Consider the following 22,680-nt stretch of genomic DNA (forward strand, 5'->3'; position numbering starts at 1 on the left):
GGAGGCCGGGGCGGCCGCGCCCGCCGCGGCGCCGCCCCCGGCGGACCTGCTGGACCAGTTGGAGCGGCTGGCGGCGCTGCACGGCGCGGGCGCCCTCACCGACGAGGAGTTCGCCCGGACCAAGCAGCGGCTGATCGGCTGACGGCCCGGGCGGGGCGCGTCAGGGCGGGGCGCGTCAGGGCGCGGGCTGGAAGGTGGCGAAGCCGATGCTGCGGGCCGCCGTGTTCGCCGCCGAGTTCCAGTCCGCGTCGGTGCTCGTCCAGTAGAGGGCATAGCCGTACTTGCCGCCGCCGGTGACGAAGCCGCGGTTGAGCGAGTGGTAGGTGGTGCCGCTGCCGAAGGTCCACTCCCAGTCGGCGGCGTTGGTCCAGTCCCGGTAGGTGACGGCCTTCAGCTGGATGCGCCGGTAGTTGCGGAAGGTCTGGCCGCGCTCGCTCTCCTGCCAGTCGGCGAGGGCGCTGTCGCCCGCGCCGACCTTCCAGTCGACCATCAGCTTCAGCCCGTTGCCCTGGAACTGGCGGCTGGTCTCGTCGTAGTCCTGGCCCTTGTCGGCCATCCAGTCGGGCAGCACGATCGAGAAGCCGGAGGCGTCGTGGACGGTCCGATAGCCGGCCGGGACGGCGCCGTCCTTGCCGCCGGGCTCCGGGGTGCCGGGGGCCGGGTTCCCCGGGGCGGGGGTGTTCGAGGGCTGGGTGCTCGGGGCTGCGGACGGCGTGCCCGGGGAGGCCGAAGCGGCGGCGGACGGCGTGCCGGCGGCGGGCGAGCCGTTGCTGCCGGTTCGGCCATCAGGTCGTCGTAGACCGGCCGCTCGACGGAGCGCAGCACCCCGATCGGGGTGTGGTGCAGGGTGTCGGCGTCGGCGAGCCGGGTGAGGGCGAAGGCGGTGGCGGGGCCGGGGGTGTGCGCGTCGTGGACGAGCACCTCGGCCTCGTTCTCCGGGGTGACGGTGCGGACGGCGAGTTCGCCGTCGGGGCCGCGGAAGACGCCCTGGTCGGTGCCGAAGCGGATCGGCCGGCCGTGTTCGAGGCGGATCAGCGCCTCGTCGCGGGTGCCGGGCTCCTTGAGGACCTCGAAGGCGCCGTCGTTGAAGATGTTGCAGTTCTGGTAGATCTCCACCAGGGCGGTGCCCTGGTGCTCGGCGGCGGCGCGCAGCACGGACTGCAGGTGCTGGCGGTCGGAGTCGATGGTGCGGGCGACGAAGGTGGCCTCGGCGCCGATCGCCAGCGAGAGCGGGTTGAACGGCGCGTCCAGGGAGCCCATCGGCGTGGACTTGGTGATCTTCCCGACCTCGCTGGTGGGCGAGTACTGGCCCTTGGTGAGGCCGTAGATCCGGTTGTTGAACAGCAGGATCTTCAGGTTGACGTTGCGCCGCAGGGCGTGGATCAGGTGGTTGCCGCCGATGGAGAGCGCGTCGCCGTCGCCGGTGACCACCCAGACGCTGAGGTCGCGCCGGGAGGTGGCGAGGCCGGTGGCGATCGCCGGCGCTCTGCCGTGGATGGAGTGCATCCCGTAGGTGTTCATGTAGTACGGGAAGCGTGAGGAGCAGCCGATGCCGGAGACGAAGACGGTGTTCTCGCGGCGGATGCCGAGTTCGGGCATGAAGGACTGGACGGCGGCGAGGATCGCGTAGTCGCCGCAGCCGGGGCACCAGCGGACTTCCTGGTCGGTCTTGAAGTCCTTGGCGCTCTGCGGGCCGTCGGCCTTGGGCACCAGGGAGAGCGATCGGAATTCGGTCATCGCTGGTCCTCCGCGTCGAGGGTGCCGATCGCCGCGTGCAGCACATCGGCCAACTGGGCGGCCTTGAAAGGAAGTCCGCGGACCTGGTTGTAGGACTGGGCGTCCACGAGGTACTTGGCGCGCAGCAGCAGGGCGAGCTGGCCGAGGTTCATCTCGGGGACGATGACCTTGTCGTAGCCGCGCAGCACCTGGCCCAGGTTGGCCGGGAAGGGGTTGAGGTGGCGCAGGTGGGCCTGGGCGATGCGGCCGCCGTCGGCGCGGACCCGGCGCACGGCGGCGGTGATCGGCCCGTAGGTGGAGCCCCAGCCGAGGACGAGGACGCGGGCGTCGCCGTGCGGGTCGTCGACGTCCAGCGGAGGGACCTCGATGCCGTCGACCTTGGCCTGCCGGGTGCGGACCATGAAGTCGTGGTTGGCCGGGTCGTAGGAGATGTTGCCGGTGCCGTCCTGCTTCTCGATGCCGCCGATCCGGTGCTCCAGGCCGGGGGTGCCGGGCACCGCCCAGGGGCGGGCCAGGGTGCGCGGGTCGCGCTTGTAGGGCCAGAAGGCGCGGCTGCCGTCGGGCAGTTCGTGGTTCGGCTCGGTGGCGAAGTCGACGGCGAGGTCGGGCAGTTCGTCGACGGCGGGGATGCGCCAGGGTTCGGAGCCGTTGGCGAGGTAGCCGTCGGAGAGCAGGAAGACCGGGGTGCGGTAGGTCAGCGCGATCCGGGCCGCCTCCAGGGCGGCGGCGAAGCACTCGGCGGGGGTGGCGGGCGCGACGACGGGCACGGGTGCCTCGCCGTTGCGGCCGAACATCGCCTGCAGCAGGTCGGCCTGCTCGGTCTTGGTGGGCAGGCCGGTGGACGGGCCGCCGCGCTGGATGTCCACGACCAGCAGCGGCAGTTCGAGGGAGACGGCCAGGCCGATGGTCTCCGACTTGAGGGCGACGCCGGGGCCGGAGGTGGTGGTGACGCCGAGCGCGCCGCCGAAGGCCGCGCCGAGGGCGGCGCCGATGCCGGCGATCTCGTCCTCGGCCTGGAAGGTCCGCACGCCGAAGTTCTTGTGCTTGGACAGCTCGTGCAGGATGTCCGAGGCCGGCGTGATCGGGTAGGACCCGAGGAACAGCGGCAGGCCCGAGCGTGTCGAGGCCGCGATCAGGCCGTAGGAGAGCGCCAGGTTGCCGGAGATGTTGCGGTAGGTGCCCGAGGGCAGTGCGGCCGGGGCGATCTCGTAGGAGACCGCGAAGTCCTCGGTGGTCTCGCCGAAGTTCCAGCCGGCGCGGAAGGCCAGGATGTTGGCCTCGGCGATGTCCGGCTTCTTGGCGAACTTCTGCCGCAGGAAGGTCTCGGTGCCGTTGGTCGGGCGGTGGTACATCCAGGAGAGCAGGCCGAGCGCGAACATGTTCTTGGCGCGTTCGGCGTCCTTGCGGGCCAGGCCGCTCTCCTTGAGCGCCTCCAGCGTCAGGGTGGTCAGCGGCACCTTGTGCAGCCGGAAGGCGTCCAGCGAGCCGTCGGCGAGCGGGTCGGCGGCGTAGCCGACCTTCGCCAGGGCGCGCTTGGTGAACTCGTCGGTGTTGACGATGATCTCGGCGCCGTGCGGCAGGTCGGGCAGGTTGGCCTTCAGCGCGGCCGGGTTCATCGCCACCAGCACGTTGGGGGCGTCGCCGGGGGTCAGGATGTCGTGGTCGGCGAAGTGCAGTTGGAAGCTGGAGACGCCCGGCAGGGTGCCGGCGGGTGCCCGGATCTCGGCCGGGAAGTTCGGCAGGGTGGAGAGGTCGTTGCCGAAGGACGCCGTCTCCGAGGTGAAGCGGTCCCCGGTGAGCTGCATGCCGTCGCCGGAGTCCCCGGCGAACCGGATGATCACCCGGTCGAGCCGCTGGGTGGGCTTGACGGGACGCCCCTGCCTGGCCGAAGGAGGCGCCGAGCCGGCCCGGCCCTCGCCCCCGTCCGAGCCGTCCACTGCCTCTGACTGATCGACCTGACTGGTCACTGCCGCGGACCTCCTCGTGGGCGCCAGCCGCGGGCGTGAGCCGTGTGCCCCGTCCGCCTGGTGCACCACTCGCATCCTAAGGCGGACGGGGATCACCGGACCGGAACTCGGGCACGTGAAGTCGCTCGATGCGCCATCTTCGATCGACGGGCAACCGGGAGCGGACGGGTGCGGTCAGGAGTTCAGGTAGGTGAGCACCGCGAGCACCCGGCGGTGGTCCTCGGGGCTCTGGCCGAGGCCGAGCTTGAGGAAGATGTTGCTGACGTGCTTCTCCACGGCGCCGTCCGAGACCACCAGCTTCCGGGCGATCGCCGCGTTGGTGCGGCCCTCGGCCATCAGCCCGAGCACCTCCCGCTCGCGCGGCGTGAGGCCCTCCAGGACGTCCCCGCGTCGGCTGCGGATGAGCAGCTGCTGGACGACCTCCGGGTCGAGCGCGGTGCCGCCGCCGGCCACCCGGACGACCGCGTCCACGAACTCGCGGACGTCGGCGACCCGGTCCTTCAGCAGGTAGCCCACGCCGCGGGTGGAGCCGGCCAGCAGCTCGCCGGCGTACTGCTCCTCCACGTACTGCGACAGCACCAGCACACCGAGCCCGGGGTGGAGCCCGCGCAGGGTGACGCAGGCGCGCACGCCCTCGTCGGTGTGGGTGGGGGGCATCCGGACGTCGGCCACGACCACGTCCGGCAGCGCGTCGGCCTGTGCGAGGTCGTGGACGGTCTTCAGCAGCGCCTCACCGTCGCCGACACCGGCGACCACCTCCAGCCCCCGGTCGGTGAGCAGCCTGGTGAGGCCCTCCCGCAGCAGGACGGAGTCCTCGGCGATCACGACGCGCAGCATTGGTGACGAGCCCCCTTCGACACGGCGGGCCGCCCCCGTGACCGGCCCGGTCCCACCCGAAACTCACATGGTACGGATCGCCACCGCGTCGCAGAGCCCCTGCAGGGCCGCCTTGGCCGGGCACTCCGGCAGCGGGTCGAGCAGCGCGCGGGCCTCCTCGGCGTACCGCAGGGTCTCCCGGCGGGCGCGCTCCAGGGCGGGGTGGCGGCGCAGCAGGCGCAGTGCCTCGCCGTGCAGCTCGTCGTCCTCGGCGAGGTCGCGGTCCAGGAGCTCGCGCAGCCGCAGGTCGGCGGGGTCGTCCTCGCCCACCGGGGTCTGCTTCAGCAGCAGCACCGGCAGGGTGGGGACGCCCTCGCGCAGGTCGGTGCCCGGGGTCTTGCCGGACTCGTGGCTGTCGCTGGCGATGTCGAGCACGTCGTCGGCGAGCTGGAAGGCGGTGCCCATGCGCTCGCCGTACTGGGTGAGGATGTCGACCATCCACGGCTCGGCGCCGGACATCAGGGCGCCGAAGCGGCAGGAGACGGCGACCAGCGAGCCGGTCTTGCCGGCGATGACGTCCAGGTAGTGCTGCAGCGGGTCGTCGGCCGGGCGGGGGCCGGCGGTCTCCAGGATCTGGCCGGTGACGAGGCGCTCGAAGGCGTCGGCCTGGATCCGGACGGCCTCCGGGCCGAGGTCGGCGAGGACCTGGGAGGCGCGGGAGAAGAGGAAGTCGCCGGTGAGGATGGCGACCGAGTTGTCCCAGCGGGAGTTGGCGCTGGGGGCGCCGCGGCGGACGGGGGCCTCGTCCATGACGTCGTCGTGGTAGAGCGTGGCGAGGTGGGTGAGCTCGACGACGACCGCGGCCGGCACCACGCCGGGCGCGTACGGGTCGCCGAACTGGGCGGCGAGCATGACCAGCAGCGGGCGGAAGCGCTTGCCGCCGGCCTCGATGAGGTGGCTGGCGGTGACGGTGATGAACGGAACCTCGCTCTTCACCGCCTCGGCGAGCGCGGTCTCGACCGCGTCCATCCCGGTCTGGACGTCACGGGTCAGATCGCGGTCCTGCACGCTCAGCCCGAAGGGCCCCACGACGGTCACGAAGACCACTCCTGTCCCTGGTCGTTCCAGCGGCCTGGTCCCCCTGGTCGCCGCCTCTGCGCGTACTGCTGCACGCACTAGGCAGCGTATCCGGTCACGAGTGGATCACAGCACGGGCATGTCCCCAAGCAGCGCGTCGGGGTGCTCGGGAGGGCCGTCCGGAAGACCGTTCGGGCGCCCGGACGGACGCGGGCGGGCACGGACACGCCCGGCCCCCGCCGAGCGGCGGGGGCCGGGCGTCGTTGCCGGGCGGAGCGGCCGGGTGGCCTAGCGGACGAAGAGCGAGGCCTTCGACGCCAGGTCGAGGAAGTACTGCGGCAGCAGGCCGAGGCCGAGGGTGACCAGCACGCCGAAGCCGATGGCGGTGGCGGTGAGCGGGCTGGGCACGGCCACCGAGGGGCCGTGGGGCTGTGGGTCGGAGAAGAACATCAGCACGATGACGCGGATGTAGAAGAACGCCGCGACGGCCGAGCTGAGCACGCCGACGATCACCAGCGGGGTGGCGCCGCCGGCCGCCGCGGCCTGGAAGACCGCGAACTTGCCGGTGAAGCCGCTGGTCAGCGGGATGCCGGCGAAGGCCAGCAGGAACAGTGCGAAGACCGCCGCGACCAGCGGGGAGCGCCGGCCGAGGCCGGCCCAGCTGGACAGGTGGGTGGCCTCGCCCTTGGAGTCCCGCACCAGGGTGACCACCGCGAAGGCGCCGAGCGTCACGAAGGAGTAGGCGAGCAGGTAGAAGAGGACGGCGCTCAGGCCCTGCCGGTTGGTGGCGATCACGCCGGTGAGGATGAAGCCGGCGTGGGCGATCGAGGAGTAGGCGAGCAGCCGCTTCACGTCCTGCTGGGTGACCGCCAGGATCGCGCCCGCCACCATGGTGAGGATGGCGACGCCCCACATGACCGGCCGCCAGTCCCACTTCAGGCCGGGGAAGGCCACGTAGAAGAGGCGCAGGAACGCACCGAAGGCGGCGGTCTTGGTGGCCGCGGCCATGAAGCCGGTGACCGGGGTCGGGGCGCCCTGGTAGACGTCCGGGGTCCAGGCGTGGAACGGCACGGCGCCGACCTTGAACAGCAGGCCGACGGAGAGCATGGCCAGGCCGATCAGCAGCAGCGCGTCGTTCTGGGTGGTGACGGCGAGCGCCGGGGTGACCGGGGCGACCCCGGAGACCACGTCGGCGATGTCGCCGAGCTGGACGCTGCCCGCGTAGCCGTACAGCAGGGCGGTGCCGAAGAGGAAGAACGCCGAGGCGAACGCGCCGAGCAGGAAGTACTTGAGCGCCGCCTCCTGGGAGAGCAGCCGGCGCCGCCGGGCGAGGCCGCACAGCAGGTAGAGCGGGAGGGAGAGCACCTCCAGCGCCACGAACATGGTCAGCAGGTCGTTGGCGGCGGGGAAGAGCAGCATGCCGCCGACGGCGAAGAGGGTGAGCGGGAAGACCTCGGTGGTGGTGAAGCCGGCCCGGGTGGCCTCGCGCTCCTGGTCGCCGCCGGGGACGGCGGCGCCCTGGGCGGTGAAGGAGTCGACGCCGTGCCCGTTGAGGCGCGGTTCCAGCCGGCGCTCGGCGTAGGTGAGGACGGCCATCACCGCGGTCAGCAGGATGACGCCCTGCAGGAAGAGCGCCGGGCCGTCGATCGCGACGGAGCCCATCGCGAGCAGGCCGGCCTGCGTGGTCGCGTGGCCCTGGGCGGCCAGCACGACCACCGCGGCGAAGGCGCCGACGAGGCCGAGCAGCGAGACGCCGATCTGGACGCCGTAGCGGGCCCGGCGCGGCACGAAGGCCTCGGCGAGGATGCCCACGACCGCGGCGGCGAAGACGATCAGCATCGGGGAGAGCTGGCCGTACTCGATGTGCGGGGCGGGGATGCTCGCGCTGTTGCCGCCTGCGGCGGCGAGCCACAGGGTGGGGCTCATTCGTGCTCACCTCCGGTGGTGGCGGCGACCGGGTGGGCCGGTGCCGGGTCGGTCTGGTGGACCTGGGAGAGCGTGGCGTCCACGGCCGGGTTCACCATGTCGGTGAGCGGCTTGGGGTACACGCCGAGCAGCAGGGTGAGCGCCACCAGCGGTGCCACGACGGCGAGTTCGCGGACCTTGAGGTCCGGCATGCCCTCCATCCGGGGCTTCACCGGGCCGGTCATGGTGCGCTGGTACAGCAGCAGGGCGTACAGCGCGGCCAGCACGATGCCGAAGGTGGCGGCGATGCCGATGGCCGGGTACCGGCTGAACGTGCCGACCAGCACCAGGAACTCGCTGACGAACGGCGCCATGCCGGGCAGCGACAGGGTGGCGAGTCCGCCGATCAGGAAGGTGCCGGCGAGCACCGGGGCGACCTTCTGCACGCCGCCGTAGTCGGCGATCAGGCGCGAGCCGCGGCGGGAGATCAGGAAGCCGGCGACGAGCATCCACGCGGCGGTGGAGATGCCGTGGTTGACCATGTAGAGGGTGGCGCCGGTCTGGCCCTGGCTGGTCAGCGCGAAGATGCCCATGATGATGAAGCCGAAGTGCGAGATGGAGGCGTAGGCCACCAGCCGCTTGATGTCCTTCTGGCCGATGGCCACCAGGGCGCCGTAGACGATGCCGATCAGCGAGAGCACCAGGATCGCCGGGGCGAAGGTCTTGGAGGCGTCGGGGAAGAGGCCGAGGCAGTACCGCAGCATCGCGAAGGTGCCGACCTTGTCGACGACCGCGGTGATCAGGACGGCCGTTCCGGCGGTGGACTCGCCCATCGCGTTCGGCAGCCAGGTGTGCAGCGGCCAGAGCGGCGCCTTCACCGCGAAGGCGAAGAAGAAGCCGAGGAAGAGCGCCTTCTCCGCGGTCGGGTCGATCGCCAGCTTGCCGTCGGCGATCGCGTTGGTGAGCGTCGGCAGGTCGAAGGTGGCGAGGTCCTGGTCGGCGGCGACGACGTACAGCCCGATCACCGCGGCCAGCATGACCAGGCCGCCGAGCAGGTTGTACAGCAGGAACTTCACCGCGGCGTAGGAGCGCTGCCTCCCGGCGTCGGGCCCGCCCGCCCGGTCGCCGAAGCCGCCGATCAGGAAGTACATCGGGATCAGCATGGCTTCGAAGAAGACGTAGAAGACGAAGACGTCGGTGGCCAGGAAGGACACCAGCACCATCGCCTCGACGGCCAGGATCAGGGCGAAGAAGCCCTGGGTGCGGCGCTTGGCCTCGAAGCTGCCCTCGGGGGCGGGGGCAGGGTCCGCGTCGTGCCAGGAGGCGAGCATCACCAGCGGCACCAGGACGGCGGTGAGCAGGACGAGGACGGCGCCGATGCCGTCCACGCCGAGCGAGAAGGAGATGCCGAAGGAGCGGATCCAGCTGTGGGACTCGGTCAGCTGGTAGCGGGGGCCGCCCGGTTCGAACCGGGCGGCGACGACGGCGGTCAGCGCGAGGGTGGCCGCCGAGACGGCCAGGGCCACGGCCTTGGTGGTGCGCCGGCGGGCCTCGCTGTTGCCCGCCGGCAGCGCGGCGGTGACCACCGCGCCCGCGGCGGGCACGGCACAGGTCGCGGTCAGCAGGTAGCTCATGGCCGGCCTCCCCGCAGAGCCTCAGCAGTCATGGTGTGACCTTCCATCAGACCGACCTCATGAGCAGGGTGGTGGCGACCAGCACGAGCGTGCCGCCGAACATGGAGAGCGCGTACGTGCGGACGTAGCCCGTCTGCACCCGCCGCAGCCGGCTGGAGACGCCGCCGATGGCGGCGGCGAGGCCGTTGACGAAGCCGTCCAGGCCGCGGCTGTCGAACCAGACCAGGGTCGCGGCGAGCGCCGAGCCGGGACGGACCAGGACGGCGTGGTTGAAGTCGTCCTGGAGCAGGTCGCGGCGGGCGGCCCGGGTGAGCGCGGAGCCCACCGGCGGGGTGACCGGGATCCGGCTGCGGCCGTACATCGCGTAGGCCAGGCCGACGCCGGCCAGCATGCAGACGGTGGTGAGCGCGGTGACGGCGGCCGCCGGGATCGGCGGGTGGCCCTCCTCGAAACCGGTGACCGGCTCCAGCCACTTCAGGAAGGCGTCGCCGTAGGTGAACAGCGCACCGGCGAAGACCGAGCCGACCGCGAGGACCACCATCGGCAGCGTCATGACCTTGGGCGACTCGTGCGGGTGCGGCTCTTCGCCGGTCTCCGGGTCGGCCTGCCAGCGCTTCTCGCCGAAGAAGGTCATCATCATCACGCGGGTCATGTAGAACGCGGTGACGGCCGCGCCGACCAGGGCGCACAGGCCGAGGATCCAGCCCTCCGTGCCGCCCTTGGAGAACGCCGCCTCGATGATCTTGTCCTTGGAGAAGAAGCCGGACAGACCGGGGAAGCCGATGATCGCCAGGTAGCCGAGGCCGAAGGTGGCGAAGGTGATCGGCATGTACTTCCGCAAGCCGCCGTAGTGGCGCATGTTCACCTCGTCGTTCATGCCGTGCATGACCGATCCGGCGCCGAGGAAGAGCCCGGCCTTGAAGAAGCCGTGGGTGACCAGGTGCATGATCGCGAAGACGTAGCCGATCGGGCCGAGGCCCGCGGCCAGCACCATGTAGCCGATCTGCGACATCGTCGAGCCGGCCAGCGCCTTCTTGATGTCGTCCTTGGCGCAACCGACGATCGCACCGAAGAGCAGGGTGACCGCGCCGACGACCGTCACCACGAGCTGGGCGTCGGGCGCCAGGTTGAAGATGTCCGCCGAGCGCACGATCAGGTAGACGCCGGCGGTCACCATGGTCGCCGCGTGGATCAGTGCGGAGACCGGGGTCGGGCCCTCCATGGCGTCGCCGAGCCAGGACTGCAGCGGCACCTGGGCGGACTTGCCGCACGCGGCGAGCAGCAGCATCAGCGCGATCGCGGTGAGCTTGCCCTCGCTCGCGCCGTCGGCGGCCCCGAAGACCGGGCCGAAGGCGAAGGAGCCGAACTCGACGAACATCAGCATGATCGCGATCGACAGGCCCATGTCGCCGACCCGGTTGACGATGAACGCCTTCTTGGCGGCCGTCGCCGCGCTCGGCTTGTGCTGCCAGAAGCCGATCAGCAGGTACGAGGCGAGGCCCACGCCCTCCCAGCCGACGTACAGCAGCAGGTAGTTGTCGGCCAGCACCAGCAGCAGCATGGCGGCCAGGAACAGGTTGAGGTAGCCGAAGAACCGGCGGCGGCGCTCGTCGTGCGCCATGTAGCCCGTCGAGTACACGTGGATCAGCGTGCCGACGCCGGTGATCAGCAGGACGAAGGTCATGGACAACTGGTCGAGCTGGAAGGCGACGTCGGCCTGGAAGCCGTTCACCGGGATCCAGCTGTAGAGGAATTCGCGGACGGGGCGCTGGTCGGTGGGCCGGCCGAGCATCTCGGCGAAGAGGACCAGGCCGATCACGAAGGACGCGGCCGCCGCGAGGGTGCCGAGCCAGTGGCCGAACCGGTCGAGCGCGCGCCCGCCGAGCAGCAGCAGGGCGGCGCCGGCCAGCGGGACCGCGACCAGCAGCGGAATGAGTGAGTTCACCGTGGGCCCTCCGCCTACAGCTTCATCAGGTTGCTGTCGTCGACCGAGGCGGTGTGCCTGGTCCGGAAGATGCTCACGATGATGGCGAGGCCGACCACGACCTCCGCCGCCGCGACCACCATGGTGAAGAAGGCGATGATCTGGCCGTCCAGGTTGCCGTGCATCCGGGAGAAGGTGACCAGCGCCAGGTTCGAGGCGTTGAGCATCAGCTCGACGCACATGAACAGCACGATCGCGTTCCGCCGGATCAGCACACCGGACGCGCCGATGGTGAACAACAGGGCTGAGAGGTAGAGGTAGTTGACCGGGTTCACGCCTCGTCCTCCTTCTTCTCCTTCGTCGGCACCGTCTCCAGCGCGGCGCGCTGCTCGGGCGTCGCCGGGCGGGCGGAGGACGGGCGGCCCAGCCAGTCGGCGGTGGACTCCTCCAGCTCCGCCATCCGCTGCAGCATCTCCTGGCTGACGTCGCGGATCTGGCCGCGCTCGCGCAGGGTGCCCATCACCGAGTCCTCGGCGACGGTGCCGTCCGGCAGCAGGCCGGGGACGTCCACGGCGTTGTGCCGGGCGTAGACGCCGGGCGCGGGCATCGGCGGCACCTGCAGGTTGTCCCTGACCCGCTGGGCGGCCAGCTCGCGCTGGGTCTTCGGCTTCTGCACGTACTCGCGGTGGGTCAGCACCATCGCGCCGATCGCCGCGGTGATCAGCAGGGCGCCGGTGACCTCGAAGGCCCACACGTACTTGGTGAAGATCAGGCGGGCCAGGCCCTGTACGTTGCCCTCGGCGTTGGCCTCGGCGAGGCCGGTGAAGCTGTGCAGCTTCGCGTTGGCGAGGCCGGCGATCAGCAGCACGCCGAAGCCGAGCCCGCAGAGCACCGCGGCGAACCGCTGGCCCTTGAGCTGCTCCTTCAGCGAGTCCGCGCTGGTGACGCCGACCAGCATGACCACGAACAGGAAGAGCATCATGATCGCGCCGGTGTAGACGACGATCTGCACCACGCCCAGGAACACCGCGCCCTGGGCCATGTAGCAGACCGCGAGCGCCAGCATCGTCGCCGCCAGGCAGAGCGCGCTGTGCACCGCCTTCTTCATCAGCAGCATGCCGAGCGCACCGCCGACGGCGATCACCGCGAGGACCCAGAACTGGACGGCCTCTCCGGTGGAGGTCATGGCTGCACCTCCTTCTCGTCCTGGTGCCGCTCCTGCTGCACGGTGCCGGGCGCGGCCTGGGTGATCTCGCCCCGGTAGTAGGCCTGTTCGTCGGCCCCGGGGTAGATGGCGTGCGGGCTGTCGACCATGCCCTCGGTGAGGCCGACGAGCAGCTGCTCCTTGGTGAAGATCAGGTCGGCCCGGGTGGAGTCGGCGAGCTCGTACTCGTTGGTCATGGTGAGCGCGCGGGTCGGGCAGGCCTCGATGCACAGCCCGCAGAGGATGCAGCGGGCGTAGTTGATCTGGTAGACCGCGCCGTACCGCTCGCCGGGCGAGTAGCGCTCGTCGTCCCGGTTGTCGGCGCCCTCGACGTAGATGGCGTCGGCCGGGCAGGCCCAGGCGCACAGCTCGCAGCCGACGCACTTCTCCAGGCCGTCGGGGTGCCGGTTCAGCTGGTGGCGGCCGTGGAAGCGCGGGGCGGTGGGCTTCTTCTGCTCCGGGTACTGCTCGGTGAGCCGCTTCTTGAACATGGCCTTGAAGGTCACGCCGAAGCCGGCGGCCGGGCCGAGGATCGACGGCCTGGCTGTCGCGTCGTGCCCTGAGGTGTCGTCCGATGACACGTCGGCTCAGCTCCCTTCGGTGTGGTCGGCCCCGTTGAGGGCGTCCTGGAGTTGCGGGGCGCGGCTGCGCCGGCGCGGGACGGGCGGCAGTTCCTGGCCGGGCAGCGGAGGCACCGGGTAGCCGCCGGCCATCGGGTCGAACGCGGCGGGCGGGGCGGGCTCGGCCGCGGCGGGCTTCTTCCGCATCAGGTCCCAGACCAGGGCCAGCAGCAGGACGGCGGCGATCGGGGCGCCGACGTACAGCACCACGTTGGCGAAGTCGTAGCCCTCGTTGCGCAGCGCCCGGACGCTGGCCACCATCACCAGCCAGACCAGCGAGACCGGGATGAGGACCTTCCAGCCCAGCTTCATGAACTGGTCGTAGCGGAGCCGGGGCAGCGTGCCGCGGAGCCAGATGAAGAAGAAGAGCAGCAGCTGGATCTTCACGATGATCCAGAGCATCGGCCACCAGCCGTGGTTGGCGCCCTCCCAGAAGGTCGAGATCGGCCACGGGGCGCGCCAGCCGCCGAGGAAGAGCGTCGAGGCGACGGCCGAGACCGTCACCATGTTGACGTACTCGGCGAGCATGAACATCGCGAACTTCAGCGAGGAGTACTCGGTGTTGAAGCCGCCGACCAGCTCGCCCTCGGCCTCCGGGAGGTCGAACGGCGCCCGGTTGGTCTCGCCGACCATCGCGATGATGTAGACGATGAACGACACCGGCAGCAGCACCGCGAACCAGGTCGGCTGCTGGGAGGCGACGATCTCCGAGGTCGACATCGAGCCCGAGTAGATGAAGACCGCGGCGAAGGACAGGCCCATCGCGATCTCGTAGCTGATCATCTGGGCGGAGGAGCGGATGCCGCCGAGCAGCGGGTAGGTCGAGCCGGAGGACCAGCCGGCCAGCACGATGCCGTAGATGCCCACGGAGGCGGTCGCCAGGATGTAGAGCAGGGCGATCGGCAGGTCGGTGAGCTGCAGCGGGGTGCGGGTGCCGAAGATCGACACCTGGTCGTCGGCCGGCCCGAAGGGGATCACCGCGAAGGCCATGAACGCCGGGATCGCGCTGACGATCGGGGCCAGGATGTAGACCACCTTGTCGGCCCCGGTGACGACCAGGTCCTCCTTGAGGGCCAGCTTCACGCCGTCGGCGAGCGACTGCAGCATGCCCCAGGGGCCGTGCCGGTTGGGGCCGATCCGCAGCTGCATCCAGGCGACGACCTTGCGCTCCCACACGATCGCGATCAGCACGGTGCCGACCAGGAAGGCGAAGACGAAGACCGCCTTGAGCAGCACCAGCCACCAGGGGTCGCGGCCGAAGAAGACGAGCGTGTCGTAGGCGGCGAGCATCTGGGGGGCAGCGAGGGTTCGCATCACGCCTCCTGTGCCGGTGCGATGGTGACCAGGTGGCCGACGGTGGTGCCCAGGGCGCGGTGCGCGCCGCCGGGGGTGGAGTTGAGGGGCAGCCAGACGGTGCGGTCGGGCATGTCCTCGGTGACCTCCAGCGGCAGGACGACCGAGCCGGCCGGGCCGGTGACCCGCAGCGCGGCGGCGGCGCCGATCTCGGCGGCGGTGGCCGCGGAGAGCCGGGCGACGGCCGGGTGCCGGGTGCCGGCGAGGTGCTCGTCGCCCTCCTGGAGGGTGCCGTTGTCGAGCAGCAACCGGTGGCCCGCCAGCACGGCCTGGCCGGTGGCCGGGCGGGGCAGCGGCGCCGGGTGCGCGGAGGGGGCGGCCGGGCGGTCGCCCGTCCACGGGGTGAAGCCGTCGAGCTCGCGGCGGGCCGCGGTGACGTCCGGCAGGCCGAGCGGCCGGCCGAGCGCGTCGGCCAGCATGTGCAGCACCCGCACGTCCGGGTGCAGGTGGCGCTGCATCAGCTGGTCGGCCTTGAGCGCGGGCTCGAACAGCCGGACCCTGCCCTCCCAGTCGAGGAAGGTGCCGGCCTTCTCGGCGACCGCGGCGACCGGCAGCACCACGTCGGCGTGCGCGGTGACGGCGGAGGGCCGCAGCTCCAGCGAGACCACGAACGCGGCCCGGGCGAGCGCCTCCTCGGCGAGTGCCGGGTCGGCGAGGTCCTCGACGCCGACGCCGCCGACCAGCAGCGCGTCCAGGTCGCCGGCCGCGGTGGCGGCGAGGATCTGGTCGGTGTCGCGGCCGAGCCGGGACGGCAGGTCGGGCACGCCCCAGGCGGCGGCGGCCTCGGCGCGGGCGGCGAGCACGGTGACCGGGCGGCCGCCGGGCAGCAGGCCGGGCAGCGCGCCTGCCTCGACGGCGCCGCGCTCACCGGCCCGGCGCGGCACCCAGGCGAGCGAGGCGCCGGTGGCGTGGGCGAGCCGCAGGGCGGCGGTGAGGCCGCCGGCGGTGGTGGCGAGCCGCTCGCCGACCAGGATCACCGAGCCGGGCGAGCGCAGCGCGTCGGCGGCCCGGCCGGCGTCGTCGGCGAGCACCTCGTCGCCGGCGAGGGCGGCCAGCCACTCGGCCTCGGTGCCGGGGGCGGCGGGCAGCAGCGCGCCGCGCAGCTTGCCGAGGCCGCGGGTGGCGTGCGAGGCGATCGCGTAGACGCGCTGGCCCTTGTCGCGGACGGCCTTGCGCAGCCGCAGGAAGACGATCGGCGACTCCTCCTCGGGCTCCAGGCCCGCGAGCAGGACGGCCGGGGCGTCCTCCAGCTGCTGGTAGGTGGGGCCGGTGCCGTCCAGGTCGGTGCCGCGGCCGGCGACGGCGGCGGCCAGGAAGTCCGCCTCCTCGCTGCTGTGCGGGCGGGCCCGGAAGTCCACGTCGTTGGTGCCGAGCACCAGGCGGGCGAACTTGGCGTAGGCGTAGGCGTCCTCGACGGTGGCGCGGCCGCCGGCGAGCACGCCGGTGCGGGCGCCGCGCAGTCCTTCGGCGGCCCGGGCGAGCGCCTCGGGCCAGGAGGCGGGGGCGAGTTCGCCGTCCTCGCCGCGGACCAGCGGGGTGGCGATCCGGTCGCGCTGCTGCGCGTAGCGGAAGGCGAAGCGGCCCTTGTCGCAGCTCCACTCCTCGTTGACCTGCGGTTCCTCGCCGGCGAGTCGGCGCATGACCTTGCCGCGGCGGTGGTCGGTGCGCAGTGAGCAGCCGGACGAGCAGTGCTCGCAGACGCTCGGTGAGGAGACCAGGTCGAAGGGGCGGGAGCGGAAGCGGTAGGCGGCGGAGGTGAGGGCGCCGACCGGGCAGATCTGGATGGTGTTGCCGGAGAAGTAGGAGCGGAAGTCGTCGCCCTCGCCGGTGCCGACCTGCTGGAGGGCGCCGCGTTCGACGAGGTCGATGAAGGGGTCTCCGGCGATCTGCTGGGAGAAGCGGGTGCAGCGGGCGCAGAGCACGCAGCGTTCGCGGTCGAGCAGGACCTGGGTGGAGATCGGGACGGGCTTGGGGTACGTCCGCTTGACGCCGTCGAAGCGGGTGTCGGTGTCGCCGGTGGACATCGCCTGGTTCTGCAGCGGGCACTCGCCGCCCTTGTCGCAGACCGGGCAGTCCAGCGGGTGGTTGATGAGCAGCAGCTCCATCACGCCGCGTTGCGCCTTCTCGGCGACCGGCGAGCTGAGCTGGGTGCGGACGACCATGCCCTCGGCGACGGGGATGGTGCAGGAGGCGACCGGCTTGCGCTGGCCCTCGATCTCGACGATGCACTGGCGGCAGGCGCCGGCCGGGTCGAGCAGCGGGTGGTCGCAGAAGCGCGGGATCTGGGTGCCGATCTGCTCGGCGGCGCGGATGACCAGGGTGCCCTTGGGCACCTGGACCTCGACGCCGTCGATGGTGAGCGTGACGAGGTCGGTGGCCGTGGACGAACCCGCGGCGGAGTCGCCGGTCGTTGCAGTGGTCACGCGTGCACCTCCCTCTCGGTGGCGGACTCGTGGGCGTGGTGCCGGCCTGCCCAGACGGTGGAGGCGGCGGGGTCGAGCGGGCAGCGCCGCTCGGTGAGGTGCTGCTCGTACTCCTCGCGGAAGTACTGGAGCGAGGAGACGATCGGGCTGGCGGCGCCGTCGCCGAGGGCGCAGAAGGACTTGCCGTTGATGTTGTCGGCGATGTCGAGGAGCTTCTCCAGGTCGCCGCTCTCGCCCTGGCCGGCCTCGATCCGCTTGAGCAGCTGGACGAGCCAGTAGGTGCCCTCGCGGCAGGGGGTGCACTTGCCGCAGGACTCGTGGGCGTAGAACTCCGTCCAGCGGGTGACGGCGCGCACCACGCAGGTGGTCTCGTCGAAGACCTGGAGGGCCTTGGTGCCGAGCATGGAGCCGGCGGCGCCGACGCCCTCGTAGTCGAGCGGGACGTCGAGGTGCTGGTCGGTGAACATCGGGGTGGAGGAGCCCCCCGGGGTCCAGAACTTGAGGCGGTGGCCGGCCCGGATGCCGCCGCTGATCTCCAGCAGCTGGCGCAGCGTGATGCCGAGCGGTGCCTCGTACTGGCCGGGGTTGGTGACGTGCCCGGACAGCGAGTAGAGGGTGAAGCCGGGGGACTTCTCGGTGCCGAGGCCCTTGAACCACTCCTTGCCGCGGCTGAGGATCGGCGGCACGGAGGCGATCGACTCGACGTTGTTCACCACGGTCGGGCAGGCGTAGAGGCCGGCGATCGCGGGGAACGGCGGACGGAGCCGGGGCTGGCCGCGGCGGCCCTCCAGGGAGTCGAGGAGGGCGGTCTCCTCGCCGCAGATGTAGGCGCCGGCGCCGGCGTGCACGGTGATGTCGAGGTCGATGCCGGAGCCGAGGACGTCCTTGCCGAGGTAGCCGGCCTCGTAGGCCTCGGCGACGGCGGCCTGCAGCCGGCGCAGCACCGGGACGACCTCGCCGCGCAGGTAGACGAAGGCGTGGCTGCAGCGGATCGCGTAGGAGGCGATCACCATGCCCTCGATCAGCGAGTGCGGGTTGGCGAAGAGCAGCGGGATGTCCTTGCAGGTGCCCGGCTCGGACTCGTCCGCGTTGACGACGAGGTAGTGCGGCTTGCCGTCGTTCTGCGGGATGAACTGCCACTTCATGCCGGTGGGGAAGCCGGCGCCGCCGCGGCCGCGCAGTCCGGCGTCCTTGACGAGGGCGATGACGTCGTCGGGCGGCATGGCGAGGGCGTTGCGCAGGCCGGTGTAGCCGTCGTGGCGGAGGTAGGTCTCCAGCGTCCACGGGCGGTCGTCGTCCCAGCTGGCGGAGAGGACCGGCGTCAGGAGCTTCTCGGCCGGTTCGGCGGAGGTCATCACGCTTCGGTCCCTTCGTGGCGGGGGGCGACCACCTTGGTGCCCGGGGTGCCGGGCAGGGCCTCGCCCTTGGCGAGCTTGAGGCCCGCGAGGGAGGGGGTGCCGCCGGCGCCGGACTCGTCGACGGCGCCGGGGCGCTCGTCGGGGAAGCCGGCGAGGATGCGGGCGGTCTCCTTGAAGGAGCAGAGCTTGGCGCCGCGGGTGGGGTGGACCTCCCGGCCGGCGCGCAGGTCGTCGACGAGCTGCTTGGTGCTCTCGGGGGTCTGGTTGTCGAAGAACTCCCAGTTGACCATCACCACGGGGGCGTAGTCGCAGGCGGCGTTGCACTCGATGTGCTCGATGGAGATCTTGCCGTCGTCGGTGGTCTGGTTGTTCTCGATGCCGAGGTGCTGCTTGAGCTCGTCGAAGATCTGGTCGCCGCCGAGGACGGCGCACAGGGTGTTGGTGCAGACGCCGACGTGGTGCTCGCCGGCCGGCCGGCGGCGGTACATGGTGTAGAAGGTGGCGACCGCGGTGACCTCCGCGGTGGTGAGGTCGAGCTGTTCGGCGCAGAAGCGGATGCCCGTCGGGGTGACGCAGCCCTCCTCGGCCTGGACGAGGTGGAGCAGCGGCAGTAGCGCGGAGCGGGCGACCGGGTAGCGGCCGATCAGTTCGCGGGCGTCGGCGGCGAGCCGCTCGTGGACGTCCTGCGGGTACGGCTTGGCCGGCAGTGCCGGCAGTCCGAGTTCGACGTTGGTCACCGGTCCACGCCTCCCATCACCGGGTCGATCCCGGCCACCGCGACGATGACGTCGGCGACCTGGCCGCCCTCGCACATCGCCGCCATCGTCTGCAGGTTGGTGAACGAGGGGTCGCGGAAGTGGACCCGGTAGGGCCGGGTGCCTCCGTCGCTGACCACGTGCACCCCGAGTTCGCCCTTGGCCGACTCGACGGCCGCGTAGGCCTGGCCGACGGGCACCCGGAAGCCCTCGGTGACCAGCTTGAAGTGGTGGATCAGGGCCTCCATCGAGGTGCCCATGATCTTCCGGATGTGGTCGAGGGAGTTGCCCATGCCGTCGGGGCCGACGGCGAGCTGGGCGGGCCAGGCGATCTTCTTGTCGCCGACCATGACCGGGCCGGGCTTCAGCCGGTCGAGGCACTGCTCGACGATCCGCAGGGACTGCTTCATCTCCTCCAGCCGGATCAGGAACCGGCCGTAGGAGTCCGCGGTGTCGGCGGTGGCGACCTCGAAGTCGTAGTCCTCGTAGCCGCAGTAGGGGTCGGTCTTGCGCAGGTCGTGCGGCAGGCCGGTGGCGCGCAGGATCGGGCCGGTGGCGCCGAGGGCGAGGCAGCCAGCCAGGTCGAGGTGGCCGACGTCGACCAGGCGGGCCTTGAACACCGGGTTGGTGGTGGCGAGTTTGTCGTACTCGTGCATCCGGGAGCGGAACAGCGCGACCGCCTCGCGGATCTTGTCGACGGCGCCGGGCGGGAGGTCCTGAGCGAGGCCGCCGGGGCGGATGTAGGCGTGGTTCATCCGCAGGCCGGTGACCAGCTCGAAGACGTCCAGGATGAGTTCGCGGTCGCGGAAGCCGTAGATCATCAGCGTGGTGGAGCCGATCTCCATGCCGCCGGTGGCGAGCGCCACGAGGTGCGAGGAGATGCGGTTGAGCTCCATCATGAGGACACGGATTACGTTGGCGCGGTCGGGGACGTCGTCGGTGATGCCGAGCAGCTTCTCGACGGCCAGGCAGTAGGCGGTCTCGTTGAACAGCGGCGTCAGGTAGTCCATGCGGGTCACGAAGGTGGTGCCCTGGACCCAGGTCCTGAACTCCATGTTCTTCTCGATGCCGGTGTGGAGGTAGCCGATGCCGCAGCGGGCCTCCGTCACCGTCTCGCCGTCGATCTCCAGGATCAGCCGCAGCACGCCGTGGGTGGACGGGTGCTGGGGGCCCATGTTGACGATGATCCGCTCGTCGTCGGCGCGGGCGACGGCCTCGACGACCTCGCCCCAGTCGCCGCCGGTGACGGTGAAGACGCGCCCTTCGGTGGTCTCGCGGGCGCCGGCCTCTTCGTAGTGGTGAGTGGTCATCAGCTGTACGACCTCCGCTGGTCGGGCGCCGGGATCTGGGCGCCCTTGTACTCGACGGGGATGCCGCCGAGCGGGTAGTCCTTGCGCTGCGGGTGGCCCAGCCAGTCGTCCGGCATCATGATCCGGGTGAGGGCGGGGTGGCCGTCGAAGACCAGGCCGAAGAAGTCGTAGGTCTCGCGCTCGTGCCAGTCGTTGGTCGGGTAGACGCTGACGACGGACGGGATGTGCGGGTCGGTGTCCGGTGCGGTGACCTCCAGCCGGATCAGCCGGGTGTGGGTGATCGACCGCAGGTGGTAGACGGCGTGCAGCTCGCGGCCCTTGTCGGCCGGGTAGTGGACGCCGCTCACGCCGAGGCAGAGCTCGAAGCGGAGCGCCGGGTCGTCGCGCAGGGTGCGGGCGGTCTTCAGCAGGTGCTCGCGGGCGACGTGGAAGGTGAGTTCGCCGCGGTCGACGACGGTCTTCTCGAGCACCTCGGCCACGTCGAGGCCCTGCTCCTCCAGGGCGCCCTCGAACTCGTCGGCGACCTCGTCGAACCAGCCGCCGTAGGGGCGGGTGCTCGCGGGCGGCAGCACGACGGGGCGGGTGAGGCCGCCGAAGCCGGAGGTGTCGCCGGTGTCCTGGGCGCCGAACATGCCCTGGCGCTTGCCGATCACCTCGACGGGGATCTCCTTGCGGGTGGCGGGCACGCCGTTCTGCTCGGTCATCGCAGCAGCCCCCGCATCTCGCTGACCGGGGTGGCCTGCAGCGCGGCCTGCTCGGCCTGCTCCTCGGCGCGGCGGCGGTTCACGCCGAGCTTCTCGTGCTGGATCTTCTCGTGCAGCTTGAGGATCGCGTCCATCAGCATCTCCGGGCGGGGCGGGCAGCCCGGCAGGTAGATGTCGACCGGGACGATGTGGTCCACGCCCTGGACGATCGCGTAGTTGTTGAACATGCCGCCGGAGGAGGCGCACACGCCCATCGAGATGACCCACTTCGGGTTGGCCATCTGGTCGTAGACCTGGCGCAGCACCGGGGCCATCTTCTGGCTGACCCGGCCGGCCACGATCATCAGGTCGGCCTGCCGCGGGGAGCCGCGGAACACCTCCATGCCGAACCGGGCCAGGTCGTAGCGGCCGGCGCCGGTCGTCATCATCTCGATCGCGCAGCAGGCCAGGCCGAAGGTGGCGGGGAAGAGCGACGCCTTCCGCACCCACCCTGCGGCGGTCTCCACGCTGGTGAGCAGGAAGCCGCTCGGCAGCTTCTCCTCGATACCCATCAGATCCCTCTCAATGCCTTCGAGTCCGGTGGCTTGTCCGCCCGTTCACAAAGTCAGCGGTCAGTCCCACTCCAGACCGCCGCGGCGCCAGACGTAGGCGTACGCGACGAAGACGGTGGCGATGAACAGGAGCATCTCGACCAGCCCGAAGATCCCGAGGGCGTCGAAGCTGACCGCCCACGGGTAGAGGAAGACGATCTCGATGTCGAAGACGATGAAGAGCATCGCCGTCAGGTAGTACTTGATCGGGAACCGCCCGCCGCCCACCGGCTGCGGGGTCGGCTCGATACCGCACTCGTACGCCTCCAACTTGGCCCGGTTGTAGCGCTTCGGGCCGGTCAGCGAGGCCATCACGACGGAGCCGACCGCGAACGCCGCCGCGATGGCACCGAGTACGAGGATCGGCGCGTAGGCATTCATAGCCCCCGCTCCCTCCGTCCAGTCGTCCTTGACTGCAGATAGGAACTGCCGGGTCACGCTGGGGTGATCCGGTGATCCGAACCATGAGATCAATCCCATGTGAGGCAGTTCACAAAGCCCGGATCGAGCGCATCCTATGCCCGTCGGCTTGTGATCTGCGACACGCGGTTCTGAACGATCTTTGTGATCTGCGCCACCTCGCAAACGACCACCAACCGACCGAAGCCACGACCTATCCACGCAATGAAGGCAAATGGTCACAAACAGTCGCATTCACTTCTGAAGCGACTGGTCAGAGGCTTGCGCCTATATCAATCATGCTGCCGCCGGAGCAAATTTCTGAGCACTCCGTCGGGCGTGATATAGGCACCTCACCCGCCCGGGTGCGGGGGCGGTGCGGTCGATTGACCTTTCTTTCACAAGCTCACGAATGCCCGCCGCGCACCCGTTCAGCGGCTGGCCGCCCGCCCCGCCGCCCGCCACCCTTGGTCCATGCCCCTCCCCCGGTACGGCGTGGCCGCCGGCACCTTCCACGACTTCACCCGCGACCCCTCGCACGACTTCGGCCACTGGTACCACGGCCACCTCACCCTGACGACGCCCGAAGGCCCGTACCACGCGGCCCTCGACGTGGACTCGCCGGACGACAACGGGGTCGCCTACCGGGTCGTGGACGGCCTCACCACCGCCGACGTCGCGGCCGTCCGCGCCCTGCCCGACGGCTTCCACCCGCTCGCCTCCACCCCGGCCTCCGGCGCCCTCGACTACGTGCGCAGCCCGCGGCTGCAGGACGCCGCCTGGCTCGCCGCCCCCGCCGCACTCGCCCGCCGGCTGCGACGGCTCGTCGCCCGCCCCGCCCCCGGGGCCGCCGCCTTCGGCCCCGACCTCCTCGACCGGCTCGCCGGACCGCTGCCCGGGCGGA

20 protein-coding genes and 1 pseudogene are annotated in these 22,680 nt (G+C 71.3%); 2 read left to right on the forward strand and 19 right to left on the reverse strand.

Annotation, left to right across the window (positions count from 1 at the left end; all coding sequences use genetic code 11):
- Positions 1-58: 58 nt before the first annotated feature.
- Positions 59-142: an SHOCT domain-containing protein gene (locus tag ABZ641_RS07860; protein ID WP_359980000.1), complete on the forward strand. Its 84-nt coding sequence runs from the start codon at positions 59-61 to the stop codon at positions 140-142.
- Positions 143-175: 33 nt separating this feature from the next.
- Here ABZ641_RS07860 and ABZ641_RS07865 read toward each other — a convergent pair whose 3' ends face one another.
- From ABZ641_RS07865 to ABZ641_RS07955, 19 genes and pseudogenes are all read right to left on the reverse strand, one after another.
- On the reverse strand, positions 176-556 hold the full coding sequence (locus ABZ641_RS07865) for a hypothetical protein (protein ID WP_359979982.1): 381 nt from the start codon (positions 554-556) through the stop codon (positions 176-178).
- Between the two features lie 221 nt (positions 557-777).
- A pseudogene (locus ABZ641_RS07870) lies at positions 778-1,737 on the reverse strand (2-oxoacid:ferredoxin oxidoreductase subunit beta); the annotation flags it as partial.
- On the reverse strand, positions 1,734-3,704 hold the full coding sequence (locus tag ABZ641_RS07875; protein WP_359979984.1) for a 2-oxoacid:acceptor oxidoreductase subunit alpha: 1,971 nt from the start codon (positions 3,702-3,704) through the stop codon (positions 1,734-1,736). The gene ABZ641_RS07875 and the pseudogene ABZ641_RS07870, both read right to left, overlap by 4 nt.
- A gap of 174 nt (positions 3,705-3,878) precedes the next feature.
- Complete coding sequence (locus ABZ641_RS07880; protein WP_344626398.1) at positions 3,879-4,541, reverse strand: response regulator transcription factor; 663 nt, start codon at positions 4,539-4,541, stop codon at positions 3,879-3,881.
- A gap of 63 nt (positions 4,542-4,604) precedes the next feature.
- Positions 4,605-5,618 carry a polyprenyl synthetase family protein gene (locus tag ABZ641_RS07885; protein ID WP_344626399.1) on the reverse strand — a complete coding sequence of 338 codons (1,014 nt, stop codon included), beginning with the start codon at positions 5,616-5,618 and terminating at the stop codon, positions 4,605-4,607.
- Between the two features lie 267 nt (positions 5,619-5,885).
- Positions 5,886-7,523 (reverse strand): NADH-quinone oxidoreductase subunit NuoN, encoded by a 1,638-nt coding sequence (gene nuoN / locus ABZ641_RS07890; RefSeq protein WP_344626400.1) that lies wholly within the window; start codon positions 7,521-7,523, stop codon positions 5,886-5,888.
- Positions 7,520-9,136, reverse strand: coding sequence for an NADH-quinone oxidoreductase subunit M (locus ABZ641_RS07895; protein WP_359979987.1), 1,617 nt, complete (start codon positions 9,134-9,136; stop codon positions 7,520-7,522). The genes nuoN and ABZ641_RS07895 overlap by 4 nt, the downstream gene beginning before the upstream one ends.
- 46 nt (positions 9,137-9,182) lie before the next feature.
- The gene (gene nuoL, locus ABZ641_RS07900; protein ID WP_344626402.1) at positions 9,183-11,081 is read right to left on the reverse strand and encodes an NADH-quinone oxidoreductase subunit L; all 1,899 of its coding nucleotides are present in this window, start codon (positions 11,079-11,081) and stop codon (positions 9,183-9,185) included.
- Positions 11,082-11,095: 14 nt separating this feature from the next.
- Entirely contained in the window at positions 11,096-11,395 is a 300-nt protein-coding gene (nuoK, locus tag ABZ641_RS07905; protein ID WP_030268988.1) for an NADH-quinone oxidoreductase subunit NuoK, read from the reverse strand.
- A complete protein-coding gene (locus tag ABZ641_RS07910; RefSeq protein ID WP_344626403.1) occupies positions 11,392-12,246 on the reverse strand; it encodes an NADH-quinone oxidoreductase subunit J in 855 nt (284 codons plus the stop codon). Before ABZ641_RS07910 ends, nuoK begins: the two co-directional genes overlap by 4 nt.
- Complete coding sequence (gene nuoI, locus ABZ641_RS07915; RefSeq protein WP_344626404.1) at positions 12,243-12,845, reverse strand: NADH-quinone oxidoreductase subunit NuoI; 603 nt, start codon at positions 12,843-12,845, stop codon at positions 12,243-12,245. The genes ABZ641_RS07910 and nuoI overlap by 4 nt, the downstream gene beginning before the upstream one ends.
- 6 nt (positions 12,846-12,851) lie before the next feature.
- A complete protein-coding gene (nuoH, locus tag ABZ641_RS07920) occupies positions 12,852-14,198 on the reverse strand; it encodes an NADH-quinone oxidoreductase subunit NuoH (RefSeq protein ID WP_344626405.1) in 1,347 nt (448 codons plus the stop codon).
- A complete protein-coding gene (locus ABZ641_RS07925; protein ID WP_359979992.1) occupies positions 14,198-16,660 on the reverse strand; it encodes an NADH-quinone oxidoreductase subunit G in 2,463 nt (820 codons plus the stop codon). The genes nuoH and ABZ641_RS07925 overlap by 1 nt, the downstream gene beginning before the upstream one ends.
- Positions 16,657-18,015 (reverse strand): NADH-quinone oxidoreductase subunit NuoF, encoded by a 1,359-nt coding sequence (nuoF, locus tag ABZ641_RS07930; RefSeq protein ID WP_344626407.1) that lies wholly within the window; start codon positions 18,013-18,015, stop codon positions 16,657-16,659. Before nuoF ends, ABZ641_RS07925 begins: the two co-directional genes overlap by 4 nt.
- Entirely contained in the window at positions 18,015-18,755 is a 741-nt protein-coding gene (gene nuoE / locus ABZ641_RS07935; RefSeq protein ID WP_344626408.1) for an NADH-quinone oxidoreductase subunit NuoE, read from the reverse strand. Before nuoE ends, nuoF begins: the two co-directional genes overlap by 1 nt.
- Positions 18,752-20,083 (reverse strand): NADH-quinone oxidoreductase subunit D, encoded by a 1,332-nt coding sequence (locus ABZ641_RS07940; RefSeq protein ID WP_344626409.1) that lies wholly within the window; start codon positions 20,081-20,083, stop codon positions 18,752-18,754. The genes nuoE and ABZ641_RS07940 overlap by 4 nt, the downstream gene beginning before the upstream one ends.
- On the reverse strand, positions 20,083-20,787 hold the full coding sequence (locus ABZ641_RS07945; RefSeq protein WP_344626410.1) for an NADH-quinone oxidoreductase subunit C: 705 nt from the start codon (positions 20,785-20,787) through the stop codon (positions 20,083-20,085). Before ABZ641_RS07945 ends, ABZ641_RS07940 begins: the two co-directional genes overlap by 1 nt.
- The gene (locus ABZ641_RS07950) at positions 20,784-21,338 is read right to left on the reverse strand and encodes an NADH-quinone oxidoreductase subunit B family protein (RefSeq protein WP_344626411.1); all 555 of its coding nucleotides are present in this window, start codon (positions 21,336-21,338) and stop codon (positions 20,784-20,786) included. The genes ABZ641_RS07945 and ABZ641_RS07950 overlap by 4 nt, the downstream gene beginning before the upstream one ends.
- 60 nt (positions 21,339-21,398) lie before the next feature.
- Positions 21,399-21,758, reverse strand: a complete 360-nt coding sequence (locus ABZ641_RS07955; protein WP_014137597.1) for an NADH-quinone oxidoreductase subunit A — start codon at positions 21,756-21,758, stop codon at positions 21,399-21,401.
- 492 nt (positions 21,759-22,250) lie between these two features.
- Between ABZ641_RS07955 and ABZ641_RS07960 the strand changes: the two genes are divergently transcribed.
- Positions 22,251-22,680 (forward strand): DUF2278 family protein (locus ABZ641_RS07960; protein ID WP_359979997.1); only part of this gene is annotated, 430 nt, incomplete at its 3' end.

The sequence above is a fragment of the Kitasatospora sp. NPDC007106 genome, from assembly GCF_040634455.1.
Taxonomy (GTDB): domain Bacteria; phylum Actinomycetota; class Actinomycetes; order Streptomycetales; family Streptomycetaceae; genus Kitasatospora; species Kitasatospora arboriphila.